Origin of the sequence: Yersinia canariae (assembly GCF_009831415.1) — a bacterium.
GTDB lineage: Bacteria > Pseudomonadota > Gammaproteobacteria > Enterobacterales > Enterobacteriaceae > Yersinia > Yersinia canariae.
The window spans coordinates 972,356-990,382 of sequence record NZ_CP043727.1; the positions used below are offsets into that span (position 1 = coordinate 972,356).

Here is an 18,027-nt window from a genome sequence, read left to right on the forward strand (position 1 = left end):
ATATGATTTGTCACTACAACTACAGCCTTAGTGATGCAGAACGCTGGGCTGAATTTTCCGGTGATTACAACCCGATTCATTTTGATCTGCAACATGCGCAGCATTTGGGTCTGCAACAACTAACCGTCCACGGGATGCGCGCGATGCTGGATATTAAATATCAGCTCAGCACCGCGTTATTACCGGCATTACCGCCGGCAGAATTTCTGCGTTTTAACGCCAGATTACGCCAACCCGTACAATGTCATACCTCATATCAACTGCAAGTCGGAGAAGCGGCAGGGCAGGCGAGCGGTAATCTGATTGATGTTGGCAGCGGTGAAAGTTGTTTTACCGGCAAGCTGCGCAGTGCGCCAACATTGGTGCAGGCCGACCATGAACAATGGGCTTCTTTGACGGCGGATGACGTTTTTCAATTGAGTCAGAAATTCTCGGGCGATGCATCGCAACCAGCTGAATGCTGGGGATTTTTTGATGCGCTATTGTTTAAACTGCTGGTGGCCGCGCCGCAAACACTGGCAACCGCCAAACAGGTGTTACCGGGGATTGAAGCCGAGACTCTGATTGACGTTTTCAAGTATGTGCCGGTTATCCAGACTCATCATGATGTGCATTTTAGTGCGGATTTACTGCGCATTAATAACCCGAATATATTTGTCCGCAGTGCATTGCACTACGCCATCGAACCGACATTGATCGTCGGCAACCCTGATGATGGCTGGGTCTTGCGTGCGGCTATTGCGGCCCGTTCAGCTTTAGGGCCATTAATTACCACAGCTGTAACATTGAAAACGTGGCCGTTAGCCGCGCATTAAAAAAGGATAAGACCATGGAAAAGTATCAACACGTTTATGACACCGTATGTGAAATGTTGTGTGACGCCAAAGACTTAGAAATGTCGGCATTGTCGCCAGATATGCCACTGCACCAGTTAAAACTCGACAGCCTCGATTATGTTGAACTGATGGTGTTGGCAAAACGTGAATTTGGCGCCACGCTAAATGCTGAGATGTTTATGGAAAGCCCAGACATGACTTTAGGTGAGCTTTGCCAGAAGTTGGCCGAGCAGAAGAAATAATATTATGAGCAGGCAATGGGTGTTAATTACGGGGGGTAGCCGTGGCATTGGCCGCGCATTGGTCGAAGAACTGGCCAAAGAGTGGGATGTTGTTTTTACCTGGCGCAATGGCGAACAGCAGAGCCGTGATGTCATTGATAGCTGTGAAGGGCTACCCGGTATGGTGACCAGCTATCGCTGTGACGGCAGCAATGAAGCGGATGTTGATACGCTGGCACCGCAATTGTTAGAAAAATATGGCCCACCCGGCGCGGTCATTCATAACGCGGGCATTACCGGTGATAGCTTACATATCCAGCAAAATGGTGATAACTGGCGCAATGTTTTGGACACCAATCTTAATGCTATTTTCTACTGGAATAAGCATGTATTGCCGCAAATGATGATGCAGGGCGAGGGGGCAGTTTTGTTGATGTCTTCAGTGACCGCAATCAAAGGCAATATTGGGCAAAGCGCGTATGGCGCCAGTAAAGCGGCAATGATGGGTCTTGGCCGTTCGCTGGCACTTGAGATGGGGCGCTTTAATATTCGGGTGAACTGCTTGCTACCAGGGGTTATCGACAGTGATATGACCCGCGATATGCCTCCAGAGGCCTTAAAAGGATTACGTAAACAGATCCCATTACGACGTTTGGGTAATGCGCAAGAAGTTGCTCGTGTCAGCGCCTTTATGATAGGCAATGACAGCCGCTATATGACCGGCCAATCCTTAGTGTTAGATGGCGGATTAACGGCTTAAAGTGATAAGAGTTGCCATGGACGGCAATTAAATTGCAAGGCTACAGAATTGCCAGCCCTGTGAGCTGGCAGACAGAAATGACTTATTCGGAAATATTCCATTTATGGGCTAATGTGGATTTTGTCTTGCCATTCAGCCACTGATTTACTTCACTGAGTAACGGCTGATTATCTTTCGCCATCATATACACTTTATAACTGCCTGTGCCGGGTAATATTTCCGGAGTCGCGACGCAAAATACGCCCGGTTCTTTGCTTTGGTAATAATCCCCTTCGATTAAGTCAGTAAACATAATATCTGCACTGTGATCTCGGACACCCTGCAAATTAGCCACGTTATCTTTAGTGCGGATGATTTGTGCTTGTTTGATATTAGTATCGACAAAAGACTGGTTAGTCCCTCCCGGATTGACAATAACTTTCACTGTTTCACGGTCAATAGATTCTAACGTGGGGAATTTTTTGGATTGCTGACAATTGGCTAAAGCAATTTTGCCATTCTTAACCACTGGGCTGGATAATGCGAATTGTGCTGCACGCCCGGGCGTTTGAGTGACACCGCCCATGGCAATATCAAATTTGTCTGCCGCTAAGTCGTCAGACAGAGTTGGCCAACTACTGGCTACAAAATTGACTTTTAACTTTAGGCTTTCACCTAGGGATTTTGCCATATCAATATCGTAGCCTACCAATTGGCCCTGTTTATCGTGAAAGGCTAAAGGCGCGTAGTCACCGGGAACACCAATACGCAATTCTCCGCTTTGTTTAATTTCTTGCCAGCTTTTCGCCAACACTTGTTGACTACTGATTAATGCCAAAATCATCATTCCCAGAGGTAACTTTTTCATTTTCATCCCTTTTTTATTATGAAATTCAAAATGAGAATAACGTGATGTCGTATTTTTAACCAATGGTTTTATTGGTGAATAAAAAATGGGCTTCCCGCGTGACCACGAGAAGCCCTATATCAGACTCTTTACTTAGAAATTAACTCGGAAGCCGATGTTGGCCATCACAGGTGACTCGACATTTGTGCCCTTGCGATAATTGGCTTCAGCATAAACCGTAGTTTGCTTGGTCAGGTTAACATCCATGCCCAACCCATATTTAGCTGTATTACCAGAAAAATCATTATTAAAATCATTAGCCTGGTTAATCGTCACTGTATTGGATGTAATAAACTCTCGTTCAATCGCAACTTTAGCGTAAGGGCGAATAATCGCGCCATTTTTCAGATCAAATTTCGTCCCAACGTGGGTCCCTAATTCGCCTTTGGCTGACCGATTATTATCAATATTCGCCTTCATACCATTGTTGAGCGCAATATCTTTGTCCTGTGCAGTGAAATAACTGGCACGAGCATAGGGTTCTACAAACCAATTATCAGAAAGTTTGTAATGGTAACCAGCCTCAAGTGACCCGCCCACAGCATTTTGGTTGTAATCACTTTGTACTGAACCGCCGTTCGTCATATTTGCATTTAGTGAGTTCTTAAAGCGGTTAGCTTTAAGAACAGTATCAATATAATAGCCGCTGTTATCAAAATAACTGCCATAAGCACCCAGGCTGTAACTATCAATCGAACTGTTTCCACCACGGGCATGTTTTACGCGGTTATTGCTATAAGAGGTAAAACCGCCTAAGACTAATTGGCCAGAAGACAAACCAAATATTTTATCGGCACCTATTTCAAAGCCATCTTGCTGTAAACGATATGCAGCATCATGTGCGGCACTGACGCGAGTATTATTGGTCAAATAGCGGCCCCAAACACTGGCGTTATCACCTTTACTGTTATTTAAATCACCTTTACGTAAGCGCAAATTCTGTAATTCGCCATCAAAAATAAACTGGTTTGCTGAGGCCATACTTAATACCGCATCAGTGGATGGTGTTGTCTTCATTCCTGTTTCTGGTGTTGGCTCAATAGGTGTTACAGGCACTTCCGGCTCTACAGGGGTTACAGGCACTTCAGGTTCAAGACCCGCATCCAAAGTGCTGCCTAAATACCATAAGTTTCCCCCGGCCCGCGCCGAGTTATCCCATTTTTTCAAGCCGTAGACATAGGTGCCACCATCAATTTCAGTAATGTTGGCACCGGTGAATGAGGCGAGAGTGAATTGTGCATGACCACTGAGATCGTGAATAAGGTCCAATGTAGTTTCGCCTGGCGCGGTTATCTCAGCTCCTGAATCATTTACCATCACCTTGTGCGAGCCGCTGGCATTCGCGATAGTGACAAAGTTACCTTTGCCTTCAGCAATAGACGTATTGAACAGGAAAGAACCTGAGCCAGAAAGCGTCCCAATATTTAATGAAGTATAATTACTGCCAGTACCTGACTGGAATGCAACCTCACCTCCATTCAAAATTAAATCATCAACAGTTGCAGAGGCATTATTAGACGCATTATATCGCACCACTAAATGGGTATTTTCACCATTAAGAACGACATTTTGTGCATAAGCGCCATTGGTTTCAGCCGTATCAAGATAAACAGAGGCCGCATTATTGACTTGTGTTAACCCAGTTAATTTTCCTCCGGCCCGAACCCAAGAGTAAGCATTATCAAATAAGGTCGTATCTTGTGACTCTCCGCCAGCGTAAATATTCTGGTAAGAGGTGTTTTTAAATATTGCAGCGCTAGCGAGCCCGGTGTCATCAATACGCTGGTAGGCCTTATCGTAAAATATTGCATCAACACTATGACCATTGGCTGCGACAACCTGACGGCTGGAATCTACAAATTCAGAATTATACGATGTGGCTTTGGTATCCCAGTTTTTTGACTCGTCTTTCCTGCCCCATAACATTTCATAAGACGTATCTTGATAGCGGCTATTAGTAATGTACGGGTCGAACTCAATACTGCCATCCTCGGCAGTCTCAGTATAAGTATTCCCATTCATTGCGAATTGTGTGGAAACCACTACTGCGGAATTACCTTTAGCAATAGTTTGGTCTGCCGATGTCATTACCCACATCAAGCTATTATTTAGTGTGGTATTTTCCGCCCGACCTTCATAGGTTGCACCGCCTTGATAATGGGTGCCAGTGATAGTGAAACGGCTATTGTTGACCTCGGTATAGCGAATAGTGCCTAGGGCTACTGCGCTAGAGAAATAATCATGAGGTTTATATAATTCATATCCTTCGCCATTAAAGATAAAATGGTGATCTTCTGTCCCGGCTGTTACGCCATCGCCTAGAGAAATACTGTGAAATTCGCCAGCCCCAGATTTTGTTTGTTCGCAAATATCAGTGACGGTATAGCCTACACAAGGCGCTGCAGTGACGCTTGCTGTACTTGCTGCGTAAATAATAGATGAAATAGCAATGCTCAGATAGGTTCTTTTTATATGGGTATTCATTACGGTAAGATTCCTGGTTATTCTATGAATTCACTGGTGTTTACGTATTCTCATTTGATACGTTATTATTTGGAGGTATTTATTAATTTCATGCGCAGGATTCATAACTAATATAATTATGGGTATTTGGGATGATTTATAAATTCAAATTAATGAATATTGATATCACTAAATCAGTGGGGAGATAGTAACAAACTAATTTATGGCCGGGTATGGGAACCCATTCCCATATTTGTAGGAAAATTCTTAGGCTGGTGTGAGGATGATCCAGATCAATTTAACTGTATTCAGGCTGAGCTTAATTTAGCACAGTTATATTAAGGACTATTTTTGATATGTATTGGGTAGGGAATATCCGCAGTTAAACGACGCCACGGATATTTTTTTTCTATGACATCTTGTTATTGATGTGTAATATATTCTCCGGTAAGGCTTTCGAGGAAAGCAACAATATCTTTAATATCTTGTGGTGGCAGGCTGGTACCCGCCTGATATTTCAACATCATTTCAACTGCTTGATTTAAATCTTCGGCTTGAGCATCGTGGAAATAAGGCGCTGTCAAAGCCACGTTACGTAGGCCCGGAGTTTTAAAACGGTGCTTATCGCGAGGATCTTTGGTGACATTAAAGCGCCCGTGATCATCGGCCGTGAGATCTTTTGGCCGGTCAGCAAAATAATTACCTTTTAATCCCATCAGCTCATAGGATTGCCCGCCAATATTCTTACCTACATGGCAGGTGTCACATTTATTTTTTTGGAATAGTGCCAGACCGTTTTTTTGGCTAGCCGTTAGGGCATTGGCATCACCTTTCAAATAGCGGTCAAAAGGACTATTTGGTGTGGTTAGTGTTTTCTCAAATTCGGCAATAGCATCAGTGATAGTGTGTTCGGAATAGCCTTGCGGATAAACTTGAACAAATTCCTGTGTGAGTTGCGCATCCTGTTGCAGTTTACTAATGATCTCATCCCACGACGCTGATGCCATTTCCACCGGATTTAATGGGGGGCCTCCGGCCTGCTGTTGTAAATCAACGGCGCGGCCATCCCAGAATTGATTCACATTGAATACGGCATTGAATACTGTCGGCGCATTAATTCCGCCTTTCTGACCATTAACACCGGTTGAAGTTGCCAGATTATCGACTCCACCTTTTGAGAGCAGATGGCAGCTGGCGCAAGAAACGGTGTTATCACTGGACAAACGCGGGTCATGGAATAGACGGGAACCCAGTGCTACTTTTTGATTGTCGACGGGTAATGTATCTGGCAGCGGTTGCAATGTCAGGTGTTGCATGTCACTGCTGCTATTGGAAGGGTAGTATTCCGCTCGCTGTGATTTAACCCAATCGAGAATTTGGTTTCTTTCTTGGGTATTAATACCTGAAGACCAGTGCAAAACAGCAAAACGTTGTGGTGGCATTTGTTCGCGAACAATAGCCGATTCGATTTTAGCTAAATCTGCTTCGGGTACAGCGCGATTTTCTTTAATTGCCAGTAAGGTCGGTTCCAGTGAGAAATATTGGCTACCTTGCTGAATATCGTAATCCATTAGTTGTTTTACCCCCGGAATGGCGGCATAAAACGGCAAGGAGGCACTGCTAGTGTGACAATAATCGCAGCCCTTTTGATAAAACAGATTACTGATCTGTTGATGGGATATTTTTGTGTTGCTCACTGAGGAGATTGCAACGTCGGTTAATTGTTTTTCCTCGCTGATTAATGTCTTACTGCGTGCGTTATCTGCCATGTAAATATAACCCGCTACACCCAGATAACCTGCAACTACCAATATTCCTCCGCCAATTAGCCATTTTCTTATCACAGCAGCACTCCTTTGTTGTGTGGAAAGCGATAAGTCGCTTTCACATTGATGGTTTTATCCTGTTAATAACCCTATTTATAAAGTGGAATTATCTCTGGCCTGTGCTGAGTGATGGTTGACCTTTATCAAGCTAGTAGGGCAGCTTTGCCTATCGTTGAGATAGCCTCGGTCTATTGATGATGAAGGAGTGGCTCAACATAAAAATAGCGAGTAGCAACAACAGACACTGTTTGGTCAGATTTTGTGATGTCTGACACTCTCCTCCCAGTTCATCGTGATGCTGCTCACAATAATTTATGCATTTGCCCAAAAAACCCTGCTTTTTTAGCCTTTTTTGCAGCCAATTTCCTAATGACTAATTCACCGTTATCTCCAATACTGGTTGAGTGAAATAACATTCCATTTTAAAAGATCTGACGTTCTAATAATTTAGGTGATTAAAACATTATTAAAAATAAGGGATTAGTTTTTCGAACTCACAGGGATAGCGACCTTTTAGTCAGAAAAAATCAGTGAAGTGACTCCTGAGCTGACTGAAATCAGATGAACTTTAAAGGCAGGTAATCAGGTGAAAATAATATCCGTAGATGTAACCGTTTTTTCTTATCCAACCCGCCGTGTTTCCGATTCCGCAGGGCATTCGCATCCCGGAGAGGAATCACTGGCCAAAATGGCCATGCTGACTTTGATCACAGATGAAGGTGATTGTGGTTATGCATTTGCACCACCGGAAGTGATTCGTCCGCACATTATCAACAGCTTCTTTAAAAAAGTCTTGATAGGGCAGAACCCATTTGATCGCGAGCGGTTGTGGAATGATTTGGTGCATTGGCAGCGGGGCAGTGCCAATCAGTTAACCGACCGGGCGCTGGCGATTGCCGAGCAGGCCATCTGGGATCTGCTGGGGCGCAAGTTAGGCCAGCCGGTTTATAAATTGCTGGGTGGGTATCGCGACAAAGTATTGGCCTATGGCAGCACCATGTGTGGTGATGAGCTCGTTGGGGGGTTATCCACGCCGGATGAATATGCGCGCTTTGCTGAGCAGTTGGTCGCGCGTGGTTATAAGGGTATCAAGCTGCATACCTGGATGCCACCGGTCTCCTTTGCGCCAAGTCCACAAATGGATGTTCGGGCGTGTGCGGCGGTGCGCGAAGCTGTCGGGCCTGATATTGCGCTGATGCTGGATGGTTACCATTGGTATAGCCGTAGTGATGCACTTTATATTGGCCGCGAATTACAAAAGTTGAATTTCAGTTGGTTTGAAGAGCCGATGGAAGAACAAAGTATGGCGTCTTATTGTTGGCTGAGAGAAAACCTACAAATTGACATTGTTGGGCCGGAAAGTCTGGCGGGTAAATACTTTAGCCGTGCTGATTGGGTGAAAGCAGGCGCTTGCGACATTTTACGTGCCGGTGTTCAGGGCGTGGGCGGGATTACCCCTTGCCTGAAAGTGGCGCATTTAGCTGAATCTTTCGGTATGGATTGTGAAATCCACGGTAATGGCGCGCCTAATCTGGCGGTCGTCGGGGCTATCCGTAATTGCCGTTGGTATGAGCGCGGGCTGCTGCATCCATTCCTCGATTACGATGAGCCAGCCGCTTATCTAAATAGCATCATTGATCCGATGGACAACGATGGCTATGTCTCCTTACCGACCCGTCCGGGACTCGGCGAGGATATTAATTTCGACTATATCGAAGCTCATACCCTTCATTCTTGATGCAGCCTGATATTCGCTGCAACACCAAGGACTTAAGGGAAATATAACATGTGGTATCGACCTATAAAAACAAGCATTCAGATCTAGCCTTTTCTTACTGGAGATGGTCCATGAACGCGATAATAATAGTTAGAACACTCCTCCTTACCCTACTGATCACACTGACGTCGACTGGCGTCAGTATGGCCAAAACACCCGATGACCAACTGATTGTTGGCATGAATATGAATAACTTACTGTCACTCGATCCTGCGGCGATGACGGGTAATGATGCAGTTTCAATCATTGTTAATATGTATGACTCGTTGGTGGAATTAGATTCACACACTCCCAGCAAAGTTTTGCCGGGCGCGGCGACAGAGTGGAAAATCAGTGATGACGGCAAATTAATTACCTTTACCTTGCGCGATGGTATGAAGTTCCACTCAGGTAACCCGGTGACAGCAGCCGACTTTGCCTGGTCAATGAACCGCCTGATGCACCTGAATTTGGCACAAGCGACTACGTGGAAATCCTACGGTTTTACCGCCGAGAATGTGGAGCAATTGATTCGTGCCAAAGATCCACTCACCGTGGAAATTGAGCTACCGAAACCGACCGACCCGAAACTGGTGATTTATTCACTGGCGACCTTAGGCAGTGGGTCGATTCTGGACCGCGCCACTGTCATGCAAAATGAGAAAAACGGCGACTGGGGTAATGGTTGGCTAACAACCAATGAAGCCGGTTCTGGCCCCTTCAAGTTGGATGTCTGGCAGGCGAAAGATGTTTTGCGTATCAGCCGAGTAAACGATTATTGGCAGGGTGATGCAAAAATGAAGCGAGTGATATTCCGCCATATGACGGAGTCACAGGCGCTGAGATTAATGATAGAAAAAGGGGATATTGATATTGCCAGCGGCATGTCTGTGCCTGATATCAACGCACTGAAAAATAACCCTGAAATCCAAGTAGACGAAGTGCAGCGCGGCACCATTTATTATGTGGCCATGAGCTTGAAAGAACCGCATTTTGCCAATCCGAAAGTGCGCGAAGCGGTCCGCTATTTAATTGATTATGATGGAATTAATAAAACCATAATGCCGGGTTATGGGATTTTCCATCAACGCCCAATCCAGAAAGGAATGGATGTCACACTGCCGGATCCGGGCTATAAACTCGATATAGAAAAAGCCAAAGCATTATTAGCGCAAGCGGGTTATCCAGACGGCTTCACCACGACCCTACGGGTGTTGTCAGATCCGCCATTTATCAATGTTGCGACTTCGGTGCAATCCACTCTAGCCCAAGCGGGGATTCAGGCCAAAATACTGACCGGCACAGGTAACCAAGTCTATGGCGCAATGCGTGATCGGCAGTTCGACATGCTCGTCGGCCGTGGCGGTGGCGGTGTTGACCCGCATCCACACTCCAGCCTGCGTTCAATTGCTTATAACCCGGATAACAGTGATGCCGCCAAGTTGACCAACTTCCAAGGCTGGCGTACCTCTTTCTACGATAAACAACTGAATGATTTGATTGATAACGCATTAATCGAGAAAGACCCGGCCATACAAAAGCAAATGTATGTTGAAGTTCAGGAGCGCTATGACGCTCTGTTCCCAGCCATTTTGCCGATGTCACAAATGGTTGATTCGGTTGTTGTGCGCAAAGATATCGTCGATTACGTGCCGCACCCATCAACCACTACCCGCCTGCTACAGGTGTATAAGCAGCGATAATTCCCTGCACGTAACCTAAACCGTGGGCAGAGTATCGTGTGCTTTGCCCGTTTCGGGAGGATAGCATGAAGGTTTCAGACTGGTTTGCACCGCATGGTATTGCGCGGCGTTTATCCAAGCGCTTTTTGCAGGTGGCCGTGACCCTATTTGGCTTATTGATTCTGACTTTTATTATTGGTCGGGTGATGCCGATTGATCCGGTGTTGGCGATTGTAGGCCAGGATGCGGATCAAAGTACTTATCAACAGGTTTATCTGCAATTGGGGCTGGATAAACCATTATGGGCACAGTTCTTTATCTACTTTAACTCCCTCATCCACGGAGACCTCGGCAATGCTTTGCTGACTGGCCGGCCGGTAGTCGATGACATTATCCGCGTGTTCCCAGCCACCATCGAGTTGGCAACTATGGCGATTCTGGTCGGCGCGGGCCTCGGTATCCCATTAGGGGTGATGGCGGCAGCACGACGCGGTAAATTTGCTGATTATATGGTGCGTTTTATTAGCCTGGCCGGTTATTCAACCCCCATTTTCTGGGTGGGGATGATGGGTTTACTGGTGTTCTACGCTTGGCTTAACTGGGTCGGCGGTGCCGGACGGGTAGATATGGCCTATGACGGTTTAGTCGATCGCCGCACCGGATTATTGCTGATTGATTCCGCACTGGCGGGTGAATGGGAGGTATTTCGCAGCGCCGTTAACCACCTATTGCTGCCCGCCACTATTCTGGGATTCCACTCATTGGCTTATATCAGTCGCATGACCCGCAGCTTTATGCTGGCGCAGTTATCACAGGAATACATTATTACCGCCAAAGTGAAAGGTTTGTCTGAGTTTCAGGTGTTATGGGGCCATGCCTTCCGCAATATTTTGGTGCAATTACTGACTGTGGTGGCGCTGGCTTACGGTTCATTACTGGAAGGCGCGGTATTGATTGAAACCGTCTTCTCCTGGCCCGGTTTTGGTTCTTATTTGACGGGCAGCTTATTGCTCGGCGACATGAACGCGGTGATGGGCTGTGTCTTATTGGTTGGACTTATCTTTGTTTCACTGAATTTACTGTCCGACATGCTCTATCAGATCTTTGACCCGAGGACGAATCAATGATGCTTTCCTCTGAACCCGATAATGTCGTAGCGCGTCCTGAAGTGAAAACTCAGGGCTGGAAGCGCGGGCTACGGCGGGTCGTTAATTTCTTCCATACCTTAATGCGAAATCCACTGACCGCCATTGGCGTGTCTATTATCGGTTTGTTGTTAGTCGTGGCTTTTTTTGCCCCGTGGTTAGCCACCCATGACCCGTTGGCGCAGGATCTCGGCAATGCATTGCAAGCCCCGGGGAGTCAACACTGGTTTGGCACGGATGAGTTTGGCCGTGATCAATACAGCCGGCTGATTTATGGTGCGCGCACCACTTTATATATTGTGGCTCTGGTGTCAGTGACTGTCGGGCCCATTGGGTTGCTACTCGGTGTGGTTGCCGGTTACTTCGGGGGGAAGGTCGATAGTATCTTGATGCGCATTACCGACATTTTCATCTCGTTTCCCAGTTTGGTTTTGGCACTGGCGTTCGTCGCCGCTTTAGGCCCAGGTCTGGAGCATGTGGTTATAGCAATAACATTGACCGCTTGGCCGCCAATTGCTCGCCTGGCACGGGCTGAAACACTCTCTTTACGCAATGCGGACTTTGTCTCGGCAGTGAAATTGCAAGGCGCATCGCCACTGCGTATTTTACTGCGCCACATTGTTCCCCTGTGCCTGCCGTCGGTCATTATCCGAATCACGATGAATATGGCCGGAATTATTTTGACCGCTGCGGGGCTCGGTTTCCTCGGTTTGGGGGCTCAGCCGCCGGATCCGGAGTGGGGCGCGATGATCTCCAGTGGGCGTCGTTACATGATGGAGTGCTGGTGGCTGGTTACTATTCCTGGTTTGGCGATCTTGCTCAACAGTCTGGCATTTAACTTCTTAGGAGATGGCCTACGTGACATTCTCGACCCCAGAACAGAATAAATCAGTGCCCTTGTTGGAAGTGGATGACCTGCGGGTCAGCTTCGTCAATGGTAAACAGGTGACTGATGCGGTGCGCGGAGTTTCATTCGCGCTTGGCAAAGAGAAACTGGCGATTGTGGGGGAGTCCGGCTCAGGGAAATCCACCGTGGGACGGGCGCTACTTAAATTGCACCCGGCCAGTGCGCAGATTCATGCCAATACATTGCGCTTTGCAGAAGTGGATTTACTGCACGCCAGTGAAGCGAAAATGCGTGAAGTGCGCGGCAAGCGGATGTCGATGATTATGCAAGATCCCAAATATTCACTGAACCCGGTGGTCTGTGTCGGTGATCAAGTGGCAGAGGCTTATCTGGCGCACCATAAAGTGTCGCGTCAGGAGGCTCGGGAGCGGGTGTTATCCATGTTCGAAGTGGTGCGTATTCGCCAACCGCAGCGGGTATATAACCTGTATCCACATGAAGTTTCTGGCGGTCAAGGGCAACGGATCATGATTGCTATGATGCTTATCACCGGGCCGGAAATGGTGATCGCCGATGAGCCCACCTCGGCACTGGATGTATCGGTGCGGTTGCAAGTGTTGGCGATGCTGGATGATTTAGTACAAGAGCGTGGGTTGGGGCTGATTTTTATTAGTCATGATATCAATCTGGTACGTAGTTTCTGCGACCGTGTGCTGGTGATGTATGCCGGTCGGGTGGTGGAGTCTATTGCCGCTTGTGATCTTGATAATGCGCAGCACCCCTATACCCGTGGCTTGCTCAATGCACTGCCGGATCTGAACAATCGCCGCGATCGTTTACCGGTGATGGTGCGCGACCCCGCTTGGATGAATGGTTAAGGAGTCTGTTATGTCTGCAAATTCGATGATTGAAATCAATAACCTTAACCTTATCTTTGGCGAGGGTAGCCAGCAAAATCAGGTGCTATTTGATGTGAATTTAGCGGTGAACGACGGCGAAATTTTTGGTTTAGTGGGGGAGTCTGGATCGGGTAAAACTACGGTGCTGAAATGCCTCGCGGGGTTATTTAACCATTGGACAGGGCAGCTAACGTTGAACCAAATTCCTCTGGCGCACCGAATTGAACGCGACCGGTGTCGTCATGTCCAGATGGTGTTCCAAGACCCATATGGTTCGCTACACCCGCGGCATACTATCGAATACATCCTCTCGGAGCCGCTCATTATTCATGGTATAGGGGATCGTGACCAACGGATTGACAGTATTTTGGCGAAAGTGGGCCTTAACAATCAGTTTCGTCAGCGTTACCCGCATCAGCTTTCCGGCGGGCAGCGCCAGCGGGTGGCTATCGCGCGGGCGTTAATCCTTGAGCCGCGTGTTTTGCTGCTGGATGAACCCACTTCGGCACTGGATGTGTCAGTACAGGCTGAAATTCTAAATTTGCTGGCGGAGTTACAGCAGCGGGAGAAGCTCACTTATTTGATGGTAACTCATGATCTGGGCGTTATCGCGCATCTGTGTCACCGCGTTGCAGTGATGCAACATGGTCGAATATTGGAAACTCTGAATACCGCAGATTTAACCACCGACTGCGAAAAAACGGCCTATACCCATATGCTGGTGGATGCCAGCCGTCAGTACAGCCGAGACTTGGCGCAGAAAGCGGCCCAAATGTCATAATATTCTCGGGCGCTTGTGTTAAGGAGCGCCTAATTTTCAAGATTCTTCAGCCATCTTCTTTAGCCACTGAATAAAAGCATTAATTTTAGGCCACTGCCGGTCAGAAAGGGTCGAGATATAGTAGCGCTGCTCACACCTCACCTCCATGCCGGTGAACGGCATAATCAACTCTTGGTTTTCCAACCGTTTGGTCACCAGTTTTTTGCGCCCCATGGCAACGCCCACATGATTAATAGCGGCAATAATTGCCAAATCGGAGCGGTCAAAGCCCATACTGCGCTGCATAGGGTCGATATCAAAACCTGCTTGTTGGCTCCAGGTATTCCACTCGCGACTGTCGGAATCATAACTCCAGGCTTGCCGGTCATGCAGCAAAGTACATTGCCGCAGATTATTCAAATTGCCATAAAGCTGGTGTTTTTCTGCATATTCCGGGCTGCATACCGGCACCATTGATTCATCCATCAAGTGTTGGTAGGACAATTTTTCCGGTGTTTTATCATCAAAATAAATAGCCAAATCAATGCCGCCACCTTGGAAATTGACATTCTCATTACCAGTCAGAATATTCAGGCTGATGGCGGGATAGTGATGGGCGAAATCGGCCAGTTTGGGCACCAACCAACATTGGGCAATTGAGGGGCGAGAATAAACTGTGAGAGTGCCAGACAATTCCTGATTCTTTATTTCCAGAATCTCCTGATTAAGATATTCCAATGAAGATTTCAGTACCCAAAATACCCGTTCGCCCTCACTGGTAAGCTCGACTTTGCGATGAAAACGCTGGAACAGTTTGAAGCCTAATTCCTCTTCGAGGCTATTAATCCGGTGACTAACGGCACTGGGGCTAATTGATAACTCATCGGCTGCCAGTGCAAACGAGCTATGTCGCGCGGCAATTTCAAATGTGTAGAGTTTAGACAACTGATAGCCATTCAATAATTTATTGCGGGTGATATAGCTTTTTCCTGGGTACATAGCAGCTTCTCAAACACTCTTATTTGTCTAAATAGCATACCGCAATGGTTAGCAAAATACGCGCTTAGGGTTATCTAATGTGATGCAAGTCTGAGTTACCTACAAAACTTTGACCAATATTGCATGTTTGATTCAATCTGGCTCATCTGAAAGCTGTTTATTATCATTTGTCAGCACCGGCTAATTCTTATTCAATGATGGCAGAACTTATTATTAGAAGAGGTTGGCTATGGACTCACAAATATGGGTAGTGGGGACGTTATTAACGAGCATCATTATTATTATTTTCACCATTGTAAAACTGAAAATACATCCTTTCCTTGCACTACTATTAGCCAGTTTTTATGTCGGATTATTAATGGGCATGAACCCGCTGGAAATGGTGAATTCCATTGAAGGCGGAATTGGCGGCACTTTGGGCTTCCTGGCGGCAGTGATTGGGCTGGGGACTATCTTAGGGAAAATGATGGAAATATCCGGTGCAGCTGAGCGCATCGGTATCACCTTACAGCGCTGCCGCTGGCTATCACCGGATGTCACCATGGTGCTGGTTGGGTTAATTTGCGGTATCACCCTGTTTGTTGAAGTGGGTGTTGTCTTATTGATTCCATTAGCATTTTCCATTGCGAAAAAAACCAATACATCACTACTGAAATTAGCCATCCCGCTGTGTACGGCGTTGATGGCGGTGCATTGCGTGGTGCCGCCACATCCGGCGGCTATGTATGTGACCAATGCTTTAGGCGCTGATATTGGTACTGTGATTGTCTACGGGCTGGTCGTTGGGTTGGCCGCGTCATTAATCGGCGGGCCATTGTTCTTGCGTCTTGTGGGTAAGCGACTGCCCTTTAAAACCGTACCGCCAGCATTCTCTGAAGTGAAAGTGCGTAATGAGGACGAATTACCGTCATTAGGTGCCACCTTATTTACTGTATTACTGCCCATTATTCTGATGCTGGCGAAAACAGCCGCTGAGCTGAATATGGAGAAGGGTACGACGGCTTACTTAATATTAGAGTTCATCGGTAACCCGATTACCGCCATGTTTATTGCGGCGTTTGTTGCCTATTACACATTAGGCATCCGACAAAATATGGGCATGAGTACACTGCTGGCAAAAACTGAAGAGAGTTTTTCTTCTATTGCCAATATTCTGTTAATCATCGGTGCTGGTGGGGCATTCAACGGAATATTAAAAGCCAGCGGGCTAGCAGACTCATTAGCGGTGATTTTATCAAATCTGGATATGCACCCGATTCTACTGGCATGGTTGGTGGCGCTGATTCTACATGCAGCGGTTGGCTCTGCGACAGTCGCGATGATGGGGGCAACGGCCATTGTTTCCCCAATATTACCCATGTATCCCAATGTCAGTCCCGAAATTATTACTCTGGCTATTGGCTCTGGCGCAATTGGTTTCACCATTGTCACTGACTCGCTATTCTGGTTGGTAAAACAATATTGCGGCGCAACACTGAGTGAGACATTTAAATATTATACGACCGCGACCTTTATCGCGTCGGTAATAGCATTGGGCACCACTTTCCTACTTTCTTACATCATATGATCGAAAAGAGACATTCTATGAAAAGCACTGAAATTGATAAATTAATTACCGACTATCCTTTGGTCAAAAATCTTATCAATTTAGAGGAGGTTATGTGGTTAAACCCACTGGCGACAACAGTAGATCAGGGGTTACCTTACGTCGGGCTATCGCAACGTGATGTTGCAGATGCCGAAGCTCGATTACAGCGTTTTGCCCCTTATCTGTGTCAGGCATTTCCTGAAACACAGCAGACAAAAGGCATTATCGAGTCTGACATTGTGGCTATCCCAGCCATGCAACATGCTTTGCAACAGCGCTATGGGGTGGAAATTACCGGCCGCCTGCTGTTAAAGAAAGACAGCCACTTGCCGATTTCCGGTTCTATTAAAGCGCGTGGCGGCATTTATGAAGTCTTAACACATGCGGAAAAACTGGCGCTACAAGCTGGCTTATTGGCGGAAACCGATGACTATAGCAAGTTGTTTTCCGATGATTTCCGCAAGTTTTTCAGCCAGTTCCGCATTGCGGTTGGCTCCACCGGCAATCTGGGAATGTCTATTGGCATCATGAGTGCCAAATTGGGATTCAGTGTCAGTGTGCATATGTCAGCAGATGCCCGTGAATGGAAAAAACGCAAATTGCGCGAACATGGCGTCAATGTGGTGGAGTATGCGCAGGACTATGGCGTTGCGGTAGCACAAGGGCGTAAACAGGCGGAATCTGATCCAAATTGCTTCTTTATCGATGATGAAAATTCACCCACTCTATTTTTGGGGTATTCGGTGGCGGGCGGTCGACTGAAAAAACAGTTTGCCGAGCAGCAGATAGTGGTTGATGAAAACCACCCGTTATTTGTCTATCTCCCGTGTGGTGTGGGGGGCGGCCCCGGTGGCGTGGCTTTCGGCTTGAAGTTGGCATTCGGGGACCATGTTCATTGCATTTTTGCTGAGCCGACGCATTCGCCTTGTATGTTATTGGGCGTCTATACCGGTTTGCATGATGATATTTCTGTGCAGGATATCGGCATCGATAATATTACTGCCGCAGATGGTTTAGCCGTAGGACGGGCATCCGGATTTGTTGGCCGCGCCATGGAGCATTTACTGGATGGTTTTTATACCTTAAGTGATGCAGAAATGTATGATTTGCTCGGGCTGCTTAATCGTCATGAAAGTATCCGACTAGAGCCGTCGGCATTAGCAGGAATGCCCGGCCCAGCAAGGGTGAGCAACAGTGCGGATTATTTAAAAAACAAACAGTTAAGCCCGGAAAAAATGCGCAATGCGACCCATCTGGTCTGGGCGACAGGCGGGGGTATGGTGCCGGTTGAGGAGATGGAAAAGTATCTCGCTGCCGCTAAGATCTGATTTTTTTGCGGGCTATTTTTGTGACCCTAAA

At 46.9% G+C, this 18,027-nt stretch carries 15 protein-coding genes; 11 read left to right on the forward strand and 4 right to left on the reverse strand.

Features of this window, described 5'->3' with window-relative positions; all coding sequences use genetic code 11:
- Window positions 1-2: 2 nt before the first annotated feature.
- From F0T03_RS04475 to F0T03_RS04485, 3 genes are read left to right on the forward strand one after another with little or no spacing between them, the layout of a single operon-like run.
- Window positions 3-815 carry a MaoC/PaaZ C-terminal domain-containing protein gene (locus F0T03_RS04475; protein WP_425511047.1) on the forward strand — a complete coding sequence of 271 codons (813 nt, stop codon included), beginning with the start codon at window positions 3-5 and terminating at the stop codon, window positions 813-815.
- A gap of 14 nt (window positions 816-829) precedes the next feature.
- A complete protein-coding gene (locus tag F0T03_RS04480) occupies window positions 830-1,078 on the forward strand; it encodes an acyl carrier protein (protein WP_145557060.1) in 249 nt (82 codons plus the stop codon).
- 4 nt (window positions 1,079-1,082) lie between these two features.
- A complete protein-coding gene (locus tag F0T03_RS04485) occupies window positions 1,083-1,817 on the forward strand; it encodes an SDR family NAD(P)-dependent oxidoreductase (protein ID WP_162526875.1) in 735 nt (244 codons plus the stop codon).
- A gap of 82 nt (window positions 1,818-1,899) precedes the next feature.
- Here the strand turns inward: F0T03_RS04485 and F0T03_RS04490 are convergent, their stop codons facing one another.
- The 3 genes from F0T03_RS04490 to F0T03_RS04500 form a co-directional block, all read right to left on the reverse strand.
- On the reverse strand, window positions 1,900-2,664 hold the full coding sequence (locus F0T03_RS04490; RefSeq protein WP_162526876.1) for a transporter substrate-binding domain-containing protein: 765 nt from the start codon (window positions 2,662-2,664) through the stop codon (window positions 1,900-1,902).
- A gap of 132 nt (window positions 2,665-2,796) precedes the next feature.
- Window positions 2,797-5,187 carry an autotransporter outer membrane beta-barrel domain-containing protein gene (locus tag F0T03_RS04495; protein ID WP_159677320.1) on the reverse strand — a complete coding sequence of 797 codons (2,391 nt, stop codon included), beginning with the start codon at window positions 5,185-5,187 and terminating at the stop codon, window positions 2,797-2,799.
- A gap of 401 nt (window positions 5,188-5,588) precedes the next feature.
- Window positions 5,589-7,010: a cytochrome c peroxidase gene (locus F0T03_RS04500; RefSeq protein ID WP_159677321.1), complete on the reverse strand. Its 1,422-nt coding sequence runs from the start codon at window positions 7,008-7,010 to the stop codon at window positions 5,589-5,591.
- 568 nt (window positions 7,011-7,578) lie between these two features.
- Here F0T03_RS04500 and F0T03_RS04505 point away from each other — a divergent pair.
- From F0T03_RS04505 to F0T03_RS04530, 6 genes are all read left to right on the forward strand, one after another.
- Window positions 7,579-8,730 (forward strand): mandelate racemase family protein, encoded by a 1,152-nt coding sequence (locus F0T03_RS04505; protein ID WP_159677322.1) that lies wholly within the window; start codon window positions 7,579-7,581, stop codon window positions 8,728-8,730.
- A 110-nt stretch (window positions 8,731-8,840) separates the two neighbouring features.
- The gene (locus F0T03_RS04510) at window positions 8,841-10,451 is read left to right on the forward strand and encodes an ABC transporter substrate-binding protein (protein WP_159677323.1); all 1,611 of its coding nucleotides are present in this window, start codon (window positions 8,841-8,843) and stop codon (window positions 10,449-10,451) included.
- Between the two features lie 65 nt (window positions 10,452-10,516).
- Complete coding sequence (locus F0T03_RS04515; RefSeq protein WP_159677324.1) at window positions 10,517-11,557, forward strand: ABC transporter permease; 1,041 nt, start codon at window positions 10,517-10,519, stop codon at window positions 11,555-11,557.
- Window positions 11,557-12,462 carry an ABC transporter permease gene (locus tag F0T03_RS04520; RefSeq protein WP_374757587.1) on the forward strand — a complete coding sequence of 302 codons (906 nt, stop codon included), beginning with the start codon at window positions 11,557-11,559 and terminating at the stop codon, window positions 12,460-12,462. Before F0T03_RS04515 ends, F0T03_RS04520 begins: the two co-directional genes overlap by 1 nt.
- On the forward strand, window positions 12,425-13,300 hold the full coding sequence (locus tag F0T03_RS04525; RefSeq protein ID WP_145557044.1) for an ABC transporter ATP-binding protein: 876 nt from the start codon (window positions 12,425-12,427) through the stop codon (window positions 13,298-13,300). Before F0T03_RS04520 ends, F0T03_RS04525 begins: the two co-directional genes overlap by 38 nt.
- A gap of 25 nt (window positions 13,301-13,325) precedes the next feature.
- Window positions 13,326-14,102, forward strand: a complete 777-nt coding sequence (locus F0T03_RS04530; RefSeq protein WP_145557086.1) for an ABC transporter ATP-binding protein — start codon at window positions 13,326-13,328, stop codon at window positions 14,100-14,102.
- Window positions 14,103-14,138: 36 nt separating this feature from the next.
- On the opposite strand, the gene dsdC is transcribed toward F0T03_RS04530, so the two are convergent.
- Entirely contained in the window at window positions 14,139-15,080 is a 942-nt protein-coding gene (dsdC, locus tag F0T03_RS04535; protein WP_159677325.1) for a DNA-binding transcriptional regulator DsdC, read from the reverse strand.
- 229 nt (window positions 15,081-15,309) lie between these two features.
- Between dsdC and dsdX the strand changes: the two genes are divergently transcribed.
- Entirely contained in the window at window positions 15,310-16,647 is a 1,338-nt protein-coding gene (gene dsdX, locus F0T03_RS04540; RefSeq protein ID WP_145557039.1) for a D-serine transporter DsdX, read from the forward strand.
- Window positions 16,648-16,664: 17 nt separating this feature from the next.
- On the forward strand, window positions 16,665-17,996 hold the full coding sequence (gene dsdA / locus F0T03_RS04545; RefSeq protein ID WP_159677326.1) for a D-serine ammonia-lyase: 1,332 nt from the start codon (window positions 16,665-16,667) through the stop codon (window positions 17,994-17,996).
- The last annotated feature ends 31 nt before the right edge of the window (window positions 17,997-18,027 follow it).

Coding starts and splice junctions, on each gene's coding strand:
- F0T03_RS04475 (WP_425511047.1), top strand. CDS start 3: ATGATTTGTCACTACAACTACAGCCTTAGTGATGCAGAACGCTGGGCT.
- F0T03_RS04480 (WP_145557060.1), top strand. CDS start 830: ATGGAAAAGTATCAACACGTTTATGACACCGTATGTGAAATGTTGTGT.
- F0T03_RS04485 (WP_162526875.1), top strand. CDS start 1,083: ATGAGCAGGCAATGGGTGTTAATTACGGGGGGTAGCCGTGGCATTGGC.
- F0T03_RS04490 (WP_162526876.1), bottom strand. CDS start 2,664: ATGAAAAAGTTACCTCTGGGAATGATGATTTTGGCATTAATCAGTAGT.
- F0T03_RS04495 (WP_159677320.1), bottom strand. CDS start 5,187: ATGAATACCCATATAAAAAGAACCTATCTGAGCATTGCTATTTCATCT.
- F0T03_RS04510 (WP_159677323.1), top strand. CDS start 8,841: ATGAACGCGATAATAATAGTTAGAACACTCCTCCTTACCCTACTGATC.
- F0T03_RS04515 (WP_159677324.1), top strand. CDS start 10,517: ATGAAGGTTTCAGACTGGTTTGCACCGCATGGTATTGCGCGGCGTTTA.
- F0T03_RS04520 (WP_374757587.1), top strand. CDS start 11,557: ATGCTTTCCTCTGAACCCGATAATGTCGTAGCGCGTCCTGAAGTGAAA.
- F0T03_RS04525 (WP_145557044.1), top strand. CDS start 12,425: ATGGCCTACGTGACATTCTCGACCCCAGAACAGAATAAATCAGTGCCC.
- F0T03_RS04530 (WP_145557086.1), top strand. CDS start 13,326: ATGATTGAAATCAATAACCTTAACCTTATCTTTGGCGAGGGTAGCCAG.
- dsdC (WP_159677325.1), bottom strand. CDS start 15,080: ATGTACCCAGGAAAAAGCTATATCACCCGCAATAAATTATTGAATGGC.
- dsdX (WP_145557039.1), top strand. CDS start 15,310: ATGGACTCACAAATATGGGTAGTGGGGACGTTATTAACGAGCATCATT.
- dsdA (WP_159677326.1), top strand. CDS start 16,665: ATGAAAAGCACTGAAATTGATAAATTAATTACCGACTATCCTTTGGTC.